Annotated in this window: 17 protein-coding genes and 1 other annotated feature; all 17 genes read left to right on the forward strand. The window is 53.9% G+C overall.

Annotated features, from left to right (window positions below; all coding sequences use genetic code 11):
- Window positions 1-53 precede the first annotated feature (53 nt).
- The 17 genes from BJQ97_RS04890 (at window position 54) to BJQ97_RS04970 (ending at window position 16,900) form a co-directional block, all read left to right on the forward strand.
- Entirely contained in the window at window positions 54-716 is a 663-nt protein-coding gene (locus tag BJQ97_RS04890; RefSeq protein ID WP_160155729.1) for a tetratricopeptide repeat protein, read from the forward strand.
- A 19-nt stretch (window positions 717-735) separates the two neighbouring features.
- Complete coding sequence (gene recD2, locus BJQ97_RS04895) at window positions 736-3,096, forward strand: SF1B family DNA helicase RecD2 (RefSeq protein WP_160155730.1); 2,361 nt, start codon at window positions 736-738, stop codon at window positions 3,094-3,096.
- Window positions 3,097-3,121: 25 nt separating this feature from the next.
- On the forward strand, window positions 3,122-3,595 hold the full coding sequence (locus BJQ97_RS04900; RefSeq protein ID WP_160155731.1) for a PRC-barrel domain-containing protein: 474 nt from the start codon (window positions 3,122-3,124) through the stop codon (window positions 3,593-3,595).
- Between the two features lie 15 nt (window positions 3,596-3,610).
- On the forward strand, window positions 3,611-3,802 hold the full coding sequence (locus BJQ97_RS04905) for a hypothetical protein (RefSeq protein ID WP_008881018.1): 192 nt from the start codon (window positions 3,611-3,613) through the stop codon (window positions 3,800-3,802).
- An 11-nt stretch (window positions 3,803-3,813) separates the two neighbouring features.
- Entirely contained in the window at window positions 3,814-3,948 is a 135-nt protein-coding gene (locus BJQ97_RS04910; protein ID WP_160155732.1) for a YrzQ family protein, read from the forward strand.
- A 121-nt stretch (window positions 3,949-4,069) separates the two neighbouring features.
- Complete coding sequence (locus tag BJQ97_RS04915) at window positions 4,070-5,131, forward strand: AI-2E family transporter (protein WP_160155733.1); 1,062 nt, start codon at window positions 4,070-4,072, stop codon at window positions 5,129-5,131.
- Window positions 5,132-5,178: 47 nt separating this feature from the next.
- Window positions 5,179-5,403: a binding site (T-box leader), on the forward strand.
- Between the two features lie 46 nt (window positions 5,404-5,449).
- The gene (gene alaS, locus BJQ97_RS04920; protein ID WP_160155734.1) at window positions 5,450-8,086 is read left to right on the forward strand and encodes an alanine--tRNA ligase; all 2,637 of its coding nucleotides are present in this window, start codon (window positions 5,450-5,452) and stop codon (window positions 8,084-8,086) included.
- Between the two features lie 67 nt (window positions 8,087-8,153).
- Window positions 8,154-8,420, forward strand: coding sequence for an IreB family regulatory phosphoprotein (locus BJQ97_RS04925; RefSeq protein ID WP_011232033.1), 267 nt, complete (start codon window positions 8,154-8,156; stop codon window positions 8,418-8,420).
- Window positions 8,421-8,424: 4 nt separating this feature from the next.
- A complete protein-coding gene (gene ruvX / locus BJQ97_RS04930) occupies window positions 8,425-8,841 on the forward strand; it encodes a Holliday junction resolvase RuvX (RefSeq protein WP_160155735.1) in 417 nt (138 codons plus the stop codon).
- Window positions 8,842-8,856: 15 nt separating this feature from the next.
- Window positions 8,857-9,156 carry a DUF1292 domain-containing protein gene (locus tag BJQ97_RS04935; protein ID WP_011232031.1) on the forward strand — a complete coding sequence of 100 codons (300 nt, stop codon included), beginning with the start codon at window positions 8,857-8,859 and terminating at the stop codon, window positions 9,154-9,156.
- A gap of 231 nt (window positions 9,157-9,387) precedes the next feature.
- Window positions 9,388-10,479, forward strand: a complete 1,092-nt coding sequence (mltG, locus tag BJQ97_RS04940) for an endolytic transglycosylase MltG (protein WP_160155736.1) — start codon at window positions 9,388-9,390, stop codon at window positions 10,477-10,479.
- 441 nt (window positions 10,480-10,920) lie between these two features.
- Window positions 10,921-11,574, forward strand: a complete 654-nt coding sequence (locus BJQ97_RS04945; RefSeq protein ID WP_160155737.1) for an O-methyltransferase — start codon at window positions 10,921-10,923, stop codon at window positions 11,572-11,574.
- A complete protein-coding gene (locus BJQ97_RS04950) occupies window positions 11,571-12,500 on the forward strand; it encodes a peptidase U32 family protein (protein WP_160155738.1) in 930 nt (309 codons plus the stop codon). The genes BJQ97_RS04945 and BJQ97_RS04950 overlap by 4 nt, the downstream gene beginning before the upstream one ends.
- A gap of 18 nt (window positions 12,501-12,518) precedes the next feature.
- A complete protein-coding gene (locus tag BJQ97_RS04955) occupies window positions 12,519-13,787 on the forward strand; it encodes a peptidase U32 family protein (protein ID WP_160155739.1) in 1,269 nt (422 codons plus the stop codon).
- Between the two features lies 1 nt (window position 13,788).
- On the forward strand, window positions 13,789-14,424 hold the full coding sequence (gene udk / locus BJQ97_RS04960; protein WP_044730750.1) for a uridine kinase: 636 nt from the start codon (window positions 13,789-13,791) through the stop codon (window positions 14,422-14,424).
- Between the two features lie 110 nt (window positions 14,425-14,534).
- Entirely contained in the window at window positions 14,535-15,011 is a 477-nt protein-coding gene (gene greA / locus BJQ97_RS04965; RefSeq protein WP_044730751.1) for a transcription elongation factor GreA, read from the forward strand.
- 116 nt (window positions 15,012-15,127) lie between these two features.
- Window positions 15,128-16,900, forward strand: a complete 1,773-nt coding sequence (locus BJQ97_RS04970; protein ID WP_160155740.1) for a peptidoglycan D,D-transpeptidase FtsI family protein — start codon at window positions 15,128-15,130, stop codon at window positions 16,898-16,900.
- Window positions 16,901-16,951 lie beyond the last annotated feature (51 nt).

Raw genomic sequence — 16,951 nt, forward strand, 5'->3', positions numbered from 1 at the left:
TTTAGGCTGGGGCCGTTGCTTGAAAATCACGTTGAATCAGGGGGGGATGGGCGGTGGCCAATTTCAACGAACAAGGATTGGCGTATATGCGCGAAGGGAAGTATGAGGAAGCCATCCGCTGTTTTTCCGCGGCGGTCGAGCAGCATCCGGACGATCCGGCTGGGTACATTAACATCGGCACAGTTCTCGTTGCTGCCGGTGAAGAAGAGAAGGCGCTTGACTGTTTCCGACAGGCATTGGAAGTTGACAAGAAGGCGGCGGCCGCGTATTACGGCATGGGTACAGTGCATTATAAGCGTGAGCAGTTCGAGAAAGCGAAAGATATGTTTGAGCGCGCGCTTGGGCTTGGTCTTGACGATGCGGATACGCATTTTATGCTCGGCATGTCCTTATGGCGGCTCGAGATGCCGCGGCTGGCGCTGCCGTATTTGCAGCGAGCGGCCGAGCTGAACGAGACGGACGCCGAAGCGCTGTTTCAGCTTGGCCTTTGCCTTGCCACGCTCGATTATGTCGATGAGGCGAAGCGTTATTTCGAAAAAACGTTGGAACTCGATCCGCGCCACGCTGATGCGTACTACAATTTAGGCGTCATTTATGCGTACAAAGATGAGCCCGATGCCGCCCGCAATATGTTTGCCGCTGCCTTGGAAGCCAAGCCCGATCACGTGCTTGCCGGATACGGAAAGAAACTGATGGAAAAGCGGCTTGCGCCGTAAAAAGGCAGGGGGATGGCTGTTGCAAGAGCAACAAATCCTCGCCCTTGACGGACGCACGTTCATTAAAGGAGTGTGCTTGGCGGTCATTTTTCATAATGAGGAAACATTGTACACGGTCGTCCGCGTGCGCGTTGAGGAAACGAACGAGGCGCCCGTTGAGGAGGAAGTCGTCGTCACCGGCTATTTTCCGCGTTTAAACGAAGGGGACGTCTACATCTTTTACGGACAATTCCGCCAACATCCGCGTTTTGGCCGCCAATATGCGGCTAGTCAGTTCCGCAAACAGCTTCCGAACACGAAAGAAGGAGTCATTCATTATTTATCGAGCGGTTTGTTTAAAGGAATCGGCAAAAAAACGGCTGCGGCGATTGTCGAGACGCTCGGCGAAAACGCGATCGCCGTGATTTTGCGCGACCCCAAGGCGCTAGAGCGTGTGCCGAAGCTGACGAAAAAAAAGGCGAAGCAGCTGTACGATGCGCTTCGCGCCCACGAAGGGCTTGAGCAAACGATGATCGCCCTCGCCCAGCTCGGTTTTGGCCCGCAGCTGGCCATGAAAATTTACCAAGCGTATGGCGAAGAAGCGATTGACATCATCCACGAGAACCCGTACCAGCTCGTTGAGGATATCGAAGGGATCGGCTTCGGCCGCGCTGATGAAATCGGGCGCCAGCTCGGCATTTCCGGCAGCCATCCAGCTCGGCTGCGCGCCGCCTCGTTGTTTGTCCTTGAACAGGCGTGCTTGCAGGAAGGGCACGTTTATTTGCGCGGGGAAGAGCTGATGGCGCGCATTGGGGAGTTGCTTGACGGAAGGCCGAGCGGTGCGGTGGATGGACAAGCGATCGGCCAGACGCTTCTAATGTTAAGCGAGGAAGGGAAGATGATCGCTGAACAAGGGCGTTATTATTTTCCTTCCCTTTACTTCGCCGAGAAAGGGATCGTCTCCAACATTAAGCGGCTGCTTGGGCAGACGCCGCCGTCGACGTTTGCCGAGTCGGAGTTTTTGCTGGCGCTTGGGGCGCTTGAGGAACGGCTTGGCATGCAATATGCCCCCCAGCAAAGGGAAGCGATCCAACAAGCGCTTTCTTCGCCGCTGTTTATTTTGACGGGCGGTCCGGGAACGGGGAAAACGACAGTCATCAAAGGCATCGTCGAGCTGTTTGCCGCCCTAAACGGCCTGTCTCTTGACCCGGCTGACTACAAACAAGGCGAGCCGTTTCCGGTGCTGCTGGCTGCACCGACCGGCCGGGCGGCGAAGCGGATGAGCGAGGCGACCGGGCTGCCGGCGGCGACAATCCACCGCTTGCTCGGATGGAATGGGGCGGAAGGGTTCAGCCGCGACGAGAACGAACCGATTTCCGGCAAGCTGCTTGTCATCGATGAGATGTCGATGGTCGACACGTGGCTTGCCAACCAGCTGTTGAAAGCCGTGCCAAACGGCATGCAAGTCATTTTCGTCGGTGATGAGGATCAATTGCCATCCGTCGGGCCAGGGCAAGTGCTGAAAGACTTGCTCTGCTCAGGCGTCATTCCGTTCGCTCGGTTGACCGAGGTGTATCGCCAAGCGGAAGGATCATCAATCATCGAGCTTGCTCATGAGGTGAAGCGCGGCGTCGTGCCGGACGATTTAACTGCTCCGAAGGCAGACCGTTCCTTCATCCGCTGTCGTGCGGGCCAAGTCGTCGATGTCGTGCGGCAAATCGCTGACAACGCGCGAAAAAAAGGATTTTCCGTCAAAGATATTCAAGTGCTCGCCCCGATGTACCGTGGTCCAGCGGGCATTGACCAATTGAACAAAGCGCTTCAAGAGCTGTTCAACCCGCCGGCTGAAGGGAAGCGGGAGCTGTCGGTCGGCGAGGTCGTCTATCGCGTCGGCGATAAGGTGCTTCAGCTTGTCAATCAGCCTGAAGATCATGTCTTTAATGGCGACATTGGCGAAGTCGTTGCCATTTTTTACGCCAAAGAAAATACGGAAAAGCAAGACTTGCTCGTCGTCTCGTTTGATGGCATTGAAGTGACGTACACACGGCAAGATTTAGGACAAATCACCCATGCGTACTGCTGTTCGGTTCATAAGGCGCAAGGAAGCGAGTTTCCAATCGTCATTTTGCCCGTCGTCAAAAGCTATTACCGGATGTTGAAACGGAATTTGTTGTATACTGCGGTGACAAGAAGCAAGCAGTTTCTCATTTTATGTGGGGAAGAGGAGGCGTTTCGATTCGGCGTCGCAAAACAAAGCGACGGAACGCGCCAGACCGCGCTCGCTGAGAAGCTGGCGGGAGCGGCGGCGCCGTTTGTCGAGGTTGAACTGCCGCTTGAAGACGCGAACATGGGGATGGAAAACGTTACGCCGTATGACTTTATGGGCGATGAGCCAAGCTAAAGGTGGCTGGAAAGGTGGGAGAACGATGCGGACGTTTTCCGACATCAAGGGACTTCCCCTTTATGAGCAAACGACGGGAAAAATGGTCGGAACGATCGCTGACATTTGGTTTACCAGCCACGGCGCGGTCAAAGGGCTTGTCGCCGAACGGGGGGGTTTGTTCGGCCGCCGCCGCTATTTGCCGCTTTCAGCCGTGCAGTCGTTCGAAAAAGACCGAGTCATCATTTGTGACGCAGATAGCTTCCAGCCGTTTCCTTCTTTTGACAGCGGCCACTCTCTTTACGGCGAACGCGGTCTCGCTGGCAGCATGGTTGTCGCCGCGGACGGAACAACGATCGGACTGTTGGATGACGTATATTTTGACGGGCAATTGGGCAAAATTGACGGATACGAGATCAGCGAGGGATTTTTTTCCGATTTGACTGAAGGAAAGAAACGAATGGAGCTTGCTCCGTTCACCGCCAGAGAAGGCGTGGTCACCGTGGAAACAACGATGTAAGGAGAGTGGCTGTCCATGCTCATTTGCCCGAATTGCAAACGAAAAAATTTAGGGAAAATCGGCGTCAACCAATACTACTGCTGGGATTGCTTTATTGAGCTGTCAGTCTCGAAAGGAATGATCCACGCTCATCAAGTGGAAGAAGATGGAACGTTGAGTTCTCTTGACGACTTGTTTGACGACCACGAACGCACGATCCAATTTTAGGGGGGACACGCATGAACCGAATGATGACGTCGCTGTTAGCAGTCGGATTAGGCGTTGCTGCTTATCAGCTTGCCCAACGAAACGATTGGATGAACGGTCGCACAATGCGAAGGATGCGCCGCCGCTTGATGCAAGCGATGCGCTGACAGCGCTGCCGCCCTCGCCTTTGCGCGGGGGCGGTGCCTTGTGGTTGTAAAATAGTGCTAAAAGCGGTGAAGGCATATTTCTCGCCGCATCTTCTACACTAAACGGTAGGAGGTGTGGCAATTGGGCGAGCAACAATGGCTGTCGTTCTTTCGCATCGGAAAATGGCTGCTCGTGACGGCAATCATCTATTTGATCGTTCGGATGAAAGACGTTTGGTGGCCGGTCATCGATTTTATTACAACGGTGTTGACGCCGTTTTTGCTGTCGTCGTTTATTACGTATTTGCTCTACCCGCTTGTGGAATCCGTCCATCGCAAAGGAATGCCGCGCGCCCTTGCCATTTTGTTCATTTATTTGTTGCTTTTCGGTTTGGTCGGCTACGGCCTGTACCGCGGCGTGCCGTTATTCATCGCCCAGTTGCGTGAACTGGATGAACAGCTGCCGTCTTTGATGAATACATACCGCCAATGGGTGCGCCACATCCACGACGAGACGTCGAATTGGCCGCTTGAGGTGCACACGCGCATCGAAGCGATGTTTGTGCAGTTTGAGCAGGCGGCCGCGGCCGCCGTCACGATGGCGATCAATGCCGCCAAATCGTTCATCGGTTCGGCGGCGACGCTGCTGATCATTCCGTTTATCGTCTTCTATATGTTAAAAGACATCGAGGTGTTGAAAAAAGCGGTTTGGTACATGACACCGAAGCGGTGGCGTGGGCCGGGGATGACGTTTTTGAAGGATGTCGATGAATCGCTTGGCGGCTACATCCGCGGCCAACTGTTCGTCTGCACGGCGATCGGTCTGGCGGCGTCGCTCGGAATGTGGCTTGCCGGCATGGATTATCCGCTCTTGCTCGGCTTTGTCATTGGCGTGACGAACATCATTCCGTATTTCGGCCCGCTGATCGGTGCGGTGCCGGCGGTCATTTTGGCTGCCACCGTCTCGCTGAAAATGGTCGTGATCGTGCTTGTCATCATTTTTACCTTGCAGTTTTTAGAAGGGAACGTTTTGTCGCCGCTGATCATCGGCAAAAGTGTGCATATGCATCCGCTTGTCATTATGCTCGCCCTCTTTGCCGGCGGTGAGCTCGCCGGCGTGCTCGGCCTCATTCTTGCCGTTCCGACGGCGGCGGTGCTGAAAGTGGCCATCACCCATTGGAAAGAGCATTATGCTTCGCATTGACAAATGCTTTCTGCTTGTCTATAATCTTTCAATGAAGAAAGTGAATACATAACGCCATGACGGATCGAGTATGTTGCAGTCCATCTTAACGCGCGAGCTCGCGCACAGAGAGGAATTTCCGCGGCTGAAAGAAATTCCAGATGAAGGGCAACAGAAGGCTAATCCGGAGCGCAGGCAAAACCTGACGCAAGGCTGCGTTACGGCCAAAGAGGTGATGGGCGTTTTTTGCCCATAAACAGGGTGGTACCGCGAGCATAACTCTCGTCCCTGCAGGGGATGGGAGTTTTTTTATATAAAAGGCGAAAGGGGAGGATCATCATGAAAAAGCTGACATCCGCCCAAGTGCGGCGCATGTTTTTAGACTTTTTCCAAGAAAAAGGCCATGCAGTTGAGCCGAGCGCATCGCTCATTCCGGTCGACGACCCGTCGCTGTTGTGGATCAACAGCGGCGTTGCGACGTTGAAAAAATACTTTGACGGGCGCATCGTTCCGGAAAACCCGCGCATTTGCAACGCGCAAAAATCGATCCGCACCAACGACATTGAAAACGTCGGGAAAACGGCGCGCCACCATACGTTTTTTGAAATGCTCGGCAACTTTTCGATCGGCGATTACTTCAAGCGCGAAGCGATCCATTGGGCATGGGAGTTTTTGACGAGCGACAAATGGATCGGTTTTGATCCGGAACGGTTGTCCGTCACCGTCCATCCGGAAGACGAGGAAGCGTACAACATTTGGCGCAATGAAATCGGCTTGCCGGAAGAGCGGATCATTCGCCTCGAAGGCAACTTCTGGGACATCGGCGAAGGCCCGAGCGGTCCGAACACGGAAATTTTTTACGACCGCGGCGAAGCGTTCGGCAACGATCCAAACGATCCGGAGCTGTACCCAGGAGGGGAAAATGACCGCTATTTAGAAGTATGGAACCTTGTCTTTTCGCAGTTTAACCATAACCCGGACGGCACGTACACGCCGCTGCCGAAGAAAAACATCGACACCGGCATGGGCTTGGAGCGGATGTGCTCGATTTTGCAAGACGTGCCGACGAACTTTGAAACCGACTTGTTCCTGCCGATCATCCGCGCGACCGAGCAGATCGCCGGCGAGCGGTATGGTGAAGATCCGGACAAAGACGTCGCCTTTAAGGTGATCGCCGACCATATTCGCGCGGTGACGTTTGCAATCGGCGACGGGGCGCTGCCGTCAAATGAGGGCCGCGGCTACGTGCTGCGCCGCCTGCTCCGCCGCGCGGTGCGCTATGCGAAACATATCGGCATTGAACGCCCGTTTATGTACGAACTTGTTCCGGTCGTCGGCGAGATTATGCACGATTACTATCCAGAGGTGAAAGAAAAAGCCGATTTCATCGCCCGCGTCATCCGGACGGAAGAAGAACGGTTCCATGAAACGCTCCATGAAGGGCTCGCCATATTGGCGGAGGTGATCGAAAAGGCGAAAGAGCAAGGAAGCCGCATCATTCCGGGCGAGGAAGCGTTCCGCCTGTATGATACGTACGGCTTTCCGATCGAGCTGACGGAAGAGTATGCCGCTGAAGCGGGCATGACGGTCGACCATGCCGGATTTGAGTGCGAGATGGAGCGGCAGCGCGAACGGGCGCGGGCGGCCCGGCAAGATGTCGATTCGATGCAAGTGCAAGGCGGAGTGCTCGGTGACATTAAAGATGAAAGCCGGTTTGTCGGCTACGATGAGCTTGTTGCCGCATCCACGGTCATCGCCATCGTTAAAGACGGACGGCTTGTCGAGGAAGTGAAAGCCGGCGAAGAGGCGCAAATCATCGTTGATGTGACGCCATTTTACGCCGAAAGCGGAGGACAAATCGCTGACCAAGGCGTGTTTGAAAGCGAAACAGGAACAGCGGTCGTCAAAGATGTACAAAAAGCGCCGAACGGCCAACATCTTCATGCGATCATCGTCGAACGCGGAACGGTGAAAAAAGGAGCCCGCTATACGGCGCGCGTCGATGAAGCAAAGCGGATGCGCATCGTGAAAAACCATACGGCGACCCATTTGCTCCATCAAGCGCTGAAAGACGTGCTCGGCCGCCATGTCAACCAAGCGGGGTCTCTTGTCGCCCCGGACCGGCTTCGTTTTGACTTCACCCATTTTGGACAAGTGAAGCCGGACGAGCTCGAGCGCATCGAAGCCATCGTCAACGAACAAATTTGGAAAAGCCTCCCGGTTGACATTTTCTATAAGCCGCTTGAAGAAGCAAAGGCGATGGGTGCGATGGCATTGTTTGGCGAAAAATACGGCGACATCGTCCGCGTCGTCAAAGTCGGCGACTACAGCCTCGAGTTGTGCGGCGGCTGCCATGTGCCCAACACATCAGCCATCGGGTTGTTTAAAATCGTCTCCGAATCCGGCATCGGCGCCGGCACGCGCCGGATTGAAGCAGTGACTGGGGAAGCGGCGTACCGCTTTATGAGCGAACAGCTGGCCATTTTGCAAGAGGCGGCGCAAAAACTGAAAACAAGCCCGAAAGAATTGAATGCGCGTCTTGACGGACTGTTTGCGGAGCTGAAAGAGCTTGAGCGCGAAAAGGAATCGCTTGCTGCCCGCCTCGCCCATATGGAAGCGGAGCACCTTATCCGTCAAGTGAAAGATGTAAATGGCGTGCCGGTGTTGGCGGCGAAAGTGCAGGCCAATGACATGAATCAACTGCGGGCTATGGCTGATGATTTGAAACAAAAGCTCGGCACGGCGGTCATCGTGTTGGCGTCCGTTCAGGGAGGAAAAGTGCAACTGATTGCCGCGGTAACGGATGACTTGGTGAAAAAAGGGTTCCATGCCGGCAAACTGGTGAAAGAAGTGGCATCGCGTTGCGGCGGTGGGGGCGGCGGGCGCCCGGATTTGGCGCAAGCCGGCGGCAAGGATGCGAACAAAGTCGGTGAAGCGCTCAGCTGCGTCGAAACGTGGGTGAAATCCGTTTCCTAATCGGCGCGGATCGTGTACAATGGATGTAAAAGGACGGGGTGCCTGAATAAGGAGCGAGGTGGAAATGGTGAGCTCGTTTGACCAAACGATGCAGTTTCATTTTTCCGAGGAGCCGGCCGAGACGAACGTTCGCGAAGTGTTGTTGACGGTGTATGGCGCCTTGCAGGAAAAAGGCTACAATCCGATCAACCAAATTGTCGGCTACTTGTTGTCCGGCGACCCAGCTTACATTCCGCGCCATAAAGACGCGCGCGCGCTCATCCGCAAAATCGAACGCGACGAATTAATCGAGGAATTGGTGAAATTCTATTTACAGGGGCAACGAAAGGATTAACCTGATGCGGACGCTAGGATTAGATTTGGGAACGAAAACGCTCGGCGTTGCCGTTAGCGACGAACTCGGCCTTACAGCGCAAGGATTGGAAACAATCACCATAGATGCGGAGCGCGGCGACTACGGCTTAAAGCGGCTGCGCGCCATCATCGATGAGTACGGCGTCGATGCGATTGTGGTCGGGTGGCCGAAAAACATGAACGGCACGCTTGGGCCGCGCGCTGAGGCGAGCGAACGGTTCGCCGCCATGCTGCGCAAGGAGTTTTCTTTGCCCGTTGTGCTTTGGGATGAACGGCTGTCGACGATGGCCGCCGAACGGATGTTGATCGCTGCCGACGTCAGCCGAAAAAAGCGGCGGAAAGTGATCGACAAAATGGCGGCGGCCGTCATTTTGCAGTCCTATTTGGACAGTAAACGATAAATTGGAGGAGAAAACATGGAACACGGAGACCGTCATATTACCGTTGTCGACGAACATGGCAACGAACAGCTGTGTGAAATTTTGTTTACGTTTGAATCGGATGATTTTGGAAAATCGTATGTGTTTTACTATCCCGTCGGCGTTGAGGCGGAAGATGAGAACGGCGAGACGGAAGTGCACGTTTCCGCCTTCATCCCTGGGGATGAGAACAAAGAAGGCGAACTGCTCCCAATCGAGACGGAAGAAGAGTGGGACATGATCGAAGAAGTATGGAATACGTTTTGCGCTGAACAGGAAGAGGAAGACGACGAATAACAGACAGCAGAGGGGGCCAAAAGGATCGAGGCCCCTTTTCTTATGGCCGTATTATGCGCTGAGAAACGATAAGTTGTGTTTCGTGCACCTCTTATTGTTTATTCGCCAAACGCTGTGAAAGGCTTTGGTTGACTGGCGTGTTTCCTTCCCCGGTTTTGCATTTTTTGCCGTCAAGGGCGAAAAATGCGGAACTTTGTAGTATAATATGGCGGGGATGAAAGGAGGACAAAGATGAAACAGAACGATTTTAGGGCGCCAGAGGCGCGGCTTGTGCGGAAAATCGTCTTGATTATTTGTGCTGTTCTGCTGGCGGCGCTTGTCATTGCCGGCGCCAGCAGTTTCTTATACATCCGCTCAGCGCTTAAGCCCGTCGACCCGGATGACCGCACCCCGGTTCATGTGTCGATTCCGATCGGTTCATCGGCGGCGGCGATTGCCGAGCAGCTCGAACAAAAGCGGCTCATTAAAAGCGCGGCCGTGTTTCGCTTATATGTGCGCTGGAAAAATGAATCCGGTTTCCAGGCTGGGGAGTATGAGCTGACGCGGGCGATGCCAATGGCGCGCATCATCGAGTTGTTAAAAACGGGGAAATCGCTAAAAATCGGATTGAAGCTGACTGTTCCGGAAGGGGCGCAATTGGTGCAAATCGCTGACCTCATTGCCGCGAAAACAGGGTACAAACAAGAACAGATTATGAAATTGCTTAACGATCGCGCGTATATCGAACGGCTGATGAACATGCACCCGGATTTGTTGACTGATGATATTTTTCGGAAAGGCATCCGCTATCCGCTGGAAGGCTACTTGTTCCCGGCGACGTATGTGTTTGCTGACGAAAAGCCTCCGCTTTCTGAGATCATTGAGGCGATGGTGGCGAAAACGGCAGCTGTGCTTGACACATATAAGGCAGCGATGAAAGAAAAGAACATGTCGCCGCATCAGCTGTTGACGATGTCGTCGCTCATTGAGGAAGAGGCGACGGAAAAAGCTGACCGCCAAAAAATCGCCAGCGTGTTTTACAATCGGCTGCACCGCGGCATGCCGCTTCAAACTGACCCGACCGTTTTGTACGCCCTTGGCGAACATAAAGAGCGTGTGTTGTACAAAGATTTGCAGGTCAATTCGCCGTACAACACGTACATGCATAAAGGACTGCCGCCGGGGCCGATCGCCAACGCCGGTGTCATGTCGATCGAAGCGGCGCTTGAGCCGGCAGCGACCGACTATTTATACTTTTTGGCGACACCGGGCGGGGAGGTCATTTTTACGAAAACGTTGGCCGAGCATAACCGGGAAAAGGCAAAATACATTGGGAAACAATAGTTCAAAACGGAAGTTGATGGCCGGCAGGGGAAACAGCTTCGTTTTTCTACTGTTTTGTGGTAGTATAGTTGAATAGACCAACGATACGATAAGAGTCCTTTGGCGGCTCTTATTTTTCATGACGACAAAGCGCAAATGTCGAGTTGTATATAGATGCAATTTGAAGCTTTACCATTTGTAGTTTTTCCCGAGTATTTGATCGACTGTCGGGCGACCGAACAACGCCACTTCCAGACCCATATATGGGTCTGTGAAGCAGGCGGTTGTTCGGTCTTCCGTCACGCCAAGGCGTGACGGAGGCAAGCCACAGGCTTGCCTCCGACAGTCGAAAATGGGCAAACCTCTTTTCCGTCAAGGATATGTTAAACTTCTTCGTTGCATCTATATAGTTCAACTTTGGCAAGCGCTTTTCAGTTTGCTGACGGCAGGGAGGAATTCCTCTTGCTTTCCAATGACATTGTTTCGTACTTGCAAAAGTTGCGTCCGGCGCCGGATGAGGACATTGAGGAGATGGAGCAGTACGCCTATCGGCACCGCATACCGATCATGGATCCGGTGAGCGTCGAAGTGCTGTTGTTCATCTTGAAGCTGATCAGGCCGCGTTGCATTTTGGAAATCGGCACGGCGATCGGCTATTCGGCGATCCGGATGGCAAAGGCGCTGCCGGATGCGCGCATTGTGACGATCGAAAAAGACCGGGAGCGGTATGAGCGCGCCCGTTTTTACATCGAAAAGACGAACACCAAGCGGCAAATCGAGGCGGTGTTGGGCGATGCGCTCGCGGTCGAGGCCGATGTGGCGGCCGCCGCGCCGTTTGATGTGCTGTTTATCGATGCCGCCAAAGGGCAATATGAGCGCTTTTTTACGCGCTATGAGCCGTTTGTGGCGGCAGGCGGCCTCATCATCAGCGACAACGTCTTGTTTAAGGGGCTCGTCGCCGCTGAAGAGCCGGCGGACAATCGACGGCTTTGGAACATCGCCCGAAAAATTCGCCGCTACAATGAGTGGCTCATGAGTCGAAACGGTTATGATACGGTCATCATTCCGGTCGGCGATGGGCTTGCCATATCGAAAAAACGAGGTGAAGAACAGTGAAAAAACCCGAATTGCTCGTGACGCCGACGAGCGTTGCCCATATTGACGAGCTGGCTGAAGCCGGAGCGGAAGCGGTCATCATTGGCGAGCAGCGCTACGGTTTGCGGCTTGCCGGCGAATTTTCTCGCCATGATGTCGCTGCCGCCGTCAAAGCCGCCCACCGGCGCGGCATGAACGTGTATGTGGCGATGAACGCCATTTTCCATAACGATAAAGTGGACGAGCTTGGTGACTACGTCGCGTTTTTGGCTGATGTCGGCGCCGATGCCATCGTCTTCGGCGATCCCGCGGTGCTCTTGACTGTCCGAGAAACGGCGCCGCACATGAAGCTCCACTGGAGCACGGAGACGACAGCGACGAACTGGTATGCTTGCAACTATTGGGGCCGGAAAGGGGCGAAGCGCGCCGTCTTGGCCCGCGAGTTGAACATGGACGCCATTTTGGAAATCAAAGCCCATGCCGAAGTGGAAATCGAGGTGCAAGTGCACGGCGCGATGTGCATGTACCAATCGAAGCGCTCGCTGATCGGCAGCTATTTTGAATATCAAGGGAAAGTGATGGAAGTTGAACGGAAGAAGTATGAAAAAGGGATGTTTCTTTACGACAAAGAGCGCGACAACAAATATCCGATTTTTGAAGACGAAAACGGCACGCATATTATGAGCCCGAACGATGTTTGCATCATTGACGAGCTTGGCGACATGGTCGAAGCCGGCATCGACAGCTTCAAAATTGACGGGATTTTGCACGAGCCGCGCTACATTACCGAAGTGACGAAGCTGTACCGCCGCGCCATCGATTTATGTGCCGATGACCGCGAGCGGTACGAACGGGAAAAAGAGGAGCTGCTTGCGGCCGTTGAAGCGCTTCAGCCGCCGCATCGCCGCATCGACACCGGATTTTTCTTCAAGGAGACCATTTATTGAGAAAAGGAGGGAAGCAGCATGCTTTTAAAAAATGATCGCATCTCCGAGATCATTGACGGCAAGCGCGTCATTGTGAAAAAGCCAGAGTTGCTCGCCCCGGCCGGCAACTTGGAAAAGCTGAAAATCGCCGTACATTACGGCGCAGACGCTGTCTTTATCGGAGGACAAGAGTACAGCTTGCGCGCCAACGCCGACAACTTTACGCTCGAGGAAATTCGCGAAGGGGTAGAATTTGCCAATCGATACGGAGCCAAAGTATACGTAACGGCCAATATTTACGCCCATAACGAAAACATCCCTGGCCTTGATGACTATTTGCGGGCGTTAGAGGATTCCGGCGTTTCCGGCATCATCGTCGCCGACCCCCTCATCATCGAAACGGCGCGCCGGGTGGCGCCGAAGCTTGAAGTGCATTTAAGCACGCAGCAATCGCTTACCAACTGGAAAGCGGTCCAATTTTGGAAAGAGGAAGGGCTCGAGCGGGTTGTGCTGGCTCGTGAAGTGGGCGCAGAAGAAATCCGGCAGATCAAAGAGAAAGTCGATATTGAAATCGAGGCGTTCATCCATGGGGCGATGTGTTCCGCCTACTCCGGCCGTTGTGTATTGAGCAATCATATGACGGCGCGCGACTCAAACCGCGGTGGATGCTGCCAGTCGTGCCGGTGGGATTACGATTTGTACCAACTCTCGAACGGCCGGGAAATTCCGTTGTTTGAAAAAGGGGACGCCCCGTTTGCGATGAGCGCGAAAGATTTGAACTTAATCCGCGCCATTCCGATAATGATCGAATTGGGTGTAGATAGCTTGAAAATTGAAGGGCGGATGAAATCGATCCATTACGTGGCGACGGTTGTCAGCGTCTACCGGAAGGTGATTGACGCCTACTGCGCTGATCCAGACCATTTCACGATCCGCGAAGAGTGGGTGCGGGAGCTTGAAAAATGCGCCAACCGCGAGACGGCGCCGTCGTTCTTTGACGGCTTCCCGGATTATACGAACCATATGTACGGGACGCACAGCCGGAAAACGACGCATGAATTCGCCGGTTTGGTGCTTGGCTATGACCCGGAGACGGGCATCGCCACCGTCCAGCAGCGCAACCATTTCCGCCCGGGCGATGAAGTCGAATTTTTCGGTCCGGAAATTGAAAACTTCACCCAAGTGATCGAGAACATTTGGGACGAAGACGGCAACGAGCTTGATGCGGCGCGCCATCCGCTGCAAATCGTGAAATTGAAGGTCAAGCGCCCTCTCTTCCCGTACAACATGATGAGAAAGGAGAATTAAGATGGGGAAGAAGCCCGTTGTCATCGGCGTCGCCGGCGGCTCCGGCTCGGGGAAGACGAGCGTCGCCCGCGCGATTTACGACCATTTTGGCGACCGCTCGATTTTAGTGCTTGAGCAAGATTTTTATTATAAAGACCAAAGCCATCTTCCGTTTGAAGAGCGGCTGAAGACGAACTACGACCACCCGCTGGCGTTTGACAACGATTTGTTGATTGAGCATATTCATAAGCTGCTTCGCTATGAGCCGATTGACAAGCCGGTGTACGATTATACGCTGCACACTCGCTCAAGTGAAGTCGTGCGTGTTGAGCCGAAAGAAGTCATTATCGTCGAGGGCATCCTTGTCTTGGAAGATGAGCGGCTTCGCGATTTAATGGATATTAAGGTGTATGTCGACACCGACCCGGACATCCGCATCATCCGCCGTCTCATCCGTGATATGAAAGAGCGCGGCCGCACGTTCGATTCGGTCATCGAGCAATATTTGTCCGTCGTTCGGCCGATGCACAACCAGTTTGTCGAACCGACGAAGCGCTACGCCGATGTGATCATTCCAGAAGGCGGACAGAATGCTGTCGCCATCGATTTAATGGTGGCAAAAATTCGCACAGTTCTTGAACAAAAAGCGGTTTTGTAATAACATAACAGAGACAAAACAATATATTATATAACAAGTAAGCGTACGAACAGCCGTTTTTGCTGTTCGTACGTTTTACATAATGCAGAATATATAGAGGAGTGAGATGAATGGCGAACGAAAAGCAGTATCCGATGACGAAAGAGGGAAAAGAGAAACTGGAACAAGAGCTTGAGTACTTAAAAACGGTCAAGCGGAAAGAAGTGGTGGAGCGCATTAAGATTGCGCGCGGGTTCGGCGATTTGTCGGAAAACTCGGAGTACGATGCTGCCAAAGATGAGCAGGCGTTTGTCGAATCACGCATCCAAATGCTTGAAAACATGATCCGCAACGCCGTCATCATTGAAGAAGACAAAGAAAATCCGGACGTCGTCTCGCTTGGCAAATCAGTGACATTCATTGAACTGCCGGACGGTGAAGAAGAGACGTATACGATCGTCGGCAGCGCTGAAGCCGACCCATTTGAAGGGAAAATTTCCAATGACTCGCCGATTGCGAAATCGCTCATCGGCCGCCGCGTCGGCGATGAAGTGACGGTGCAAACGCCGGGCGGGGAAATGCTTGTGAAAATCGTGGCTGTGAAATAAGAAGCAGGAGGCGGTCGGCCTGAACAAGCGGCGGTGTGCGAAGCGAAGAAAATGGCCGCCGCTTGACGTTTCAAACGGAAACACCTCGTCAACACTGATGATGAGGTGTTTTCTTTATGTGGAAAAAACGAACACTTGCCATGCTCGCCCTCATTCAATTGGGCTTGTTGTTGCTTGTCGGGCGATTGGGGCAAATCCAGCTGATTGACGCCGAGTCGTTTGCCAATCATAATTTAATTGCTGAAAGCGTCGCCCAGCGGACACAAGAACTGATTATTGATGACGGGCGCGGCTCGTTCGTCGACCGAAATGGCGCGCCGCTCACGAAGCGATATGTGCCGTCGCTTGTCTTATTTCCATTTTTAACGGCGATGAAATGGCCGATGGAACAAGTGGCCCGCATCGCCGGCGTCTCGGAAGAAGAGATCCGCCGCCAGCTTGAGCAGGCGGACGGTCCGTTCGTCTTAGAGAAGGATGGCGAGCCGCTCGCCTTGAACGCCCAGCAAATGAAGCAAATTAACGATTTGGGCATTCCGGGGGTATTTGCCGTCAACAAGCAATATCCGTTGGAAACGGTGTACGCCCCGCATTTGCTCGGCTTCACCCGTCCCGATCAGGAGCTCATCAAGAAGCGTTATCCGAAACGGACGCTGCCGCCAAAGACCGAAGTGGGCATTCAAGGGCTTGAGAAGGCGTTTGATGAATTTTTGCTCGCCGACGGCGAAACGAAGCTGCTTTACCATGTTGACGCCGAAGGGCGGCCGTTGTTTGGGCTTGATGTCAAATACAGCGACACGGGCAATCCGTTTTATCCCGTCACCGTGCAAACGACGCTTGACCGCGATCTGCAGCAAGAGATGGAACGGATCGTCGACCAGTACGGACTGAAAAAAGGCGGCCTCGTGCTATTGGACATTGAGACAAACGGTGTGCTCGCCATGGTCAGCCGCCCAAACATGGACCCGCGCGATCCGTATAAAAACGGCGGGGCGGAAAACCAAATGGCGCTTCCGCAAATCCCTGGATCGATTTTTAAAACGGTCATTGCGGCTGCGGCGCTTGATGAAGGGCTCGCATCGCCGGAGACAACGTTTGATTGCAGCCGAAAGATTGACGGCAAAACGCGCGATGAGGAGCATGATTACGGCGTGCTTGACTTAGCGGACAGCTTTGCCGTTAGTTGCAACAATGCTTTCGCCACGCTCGGCAAGCAGTTGATCGAGCAAGATCCGGATGCGTTTGAAACGTATGCGAGAAAGCTCGGGCTGTATCCGACGGCCGGCTGGGAAGGAGCGGTGTACCATGAAGAGCATTTCCGTCAGTTCCCGGAGGAGCAAAAGGGAACGATTTGGCATGATCCGCGCGACAAGCGGGTGCCGCTTGCGGTGGCGCAAACGGCGATCGGGCAAAAAAATGTACGCGTCTCTCCGCTTGGCGTCGCCAACATGATGGCGACCATCGCCCGCGGCGGCGAAGCGCTTCAGGTGCGGGCCGTTGACAAAGTGCTGTATAAAAACGGTGCGACTCTCTTTTCGTTTCCGCCCCAACCGGATTCGGACATGGCGCCGATCGCTCCGCAGACGGCCGAAGAGCTGCAGCGGCTTTTGCGCGGGGTTGTTACCAAAGAGGATGGCACCGGCCGCCGCTTCCGTTCGCTGCCGTATCCGGTTGCCGGCAAATCGGGGACGGCGGAGACAGGAAAAATGGACGGCGGCGCTGAATTCATTAATAAATGGTTTGCTGGCTATTTTCCAGCCGACCGCCCGAAATACGCCCTCGCTGTCGTTGAGCTCGACTGTCCGAGCGGGCGGGCCGCGACGAATGATGTGTTCGCCGCCGCAGTCGAGTCGCTTTATGCTTATGACCGCGCCAAAAAGGAAGTGAAGTGACGAACCAAATGTAAGGGGTATCCATTTTCCATCATAAGCATCATCCAAAGA

Origin of the sequence: Geobacillus sp. TFV-3 (genome assembly GCF_009901865.1) — a bacterium.
Lineage (GTDB): Bacteria > Bacillota > Bacilli > Bacillales > Anoxybacillaceae > Geobacillus > Geobacillus thermoleovorans_A.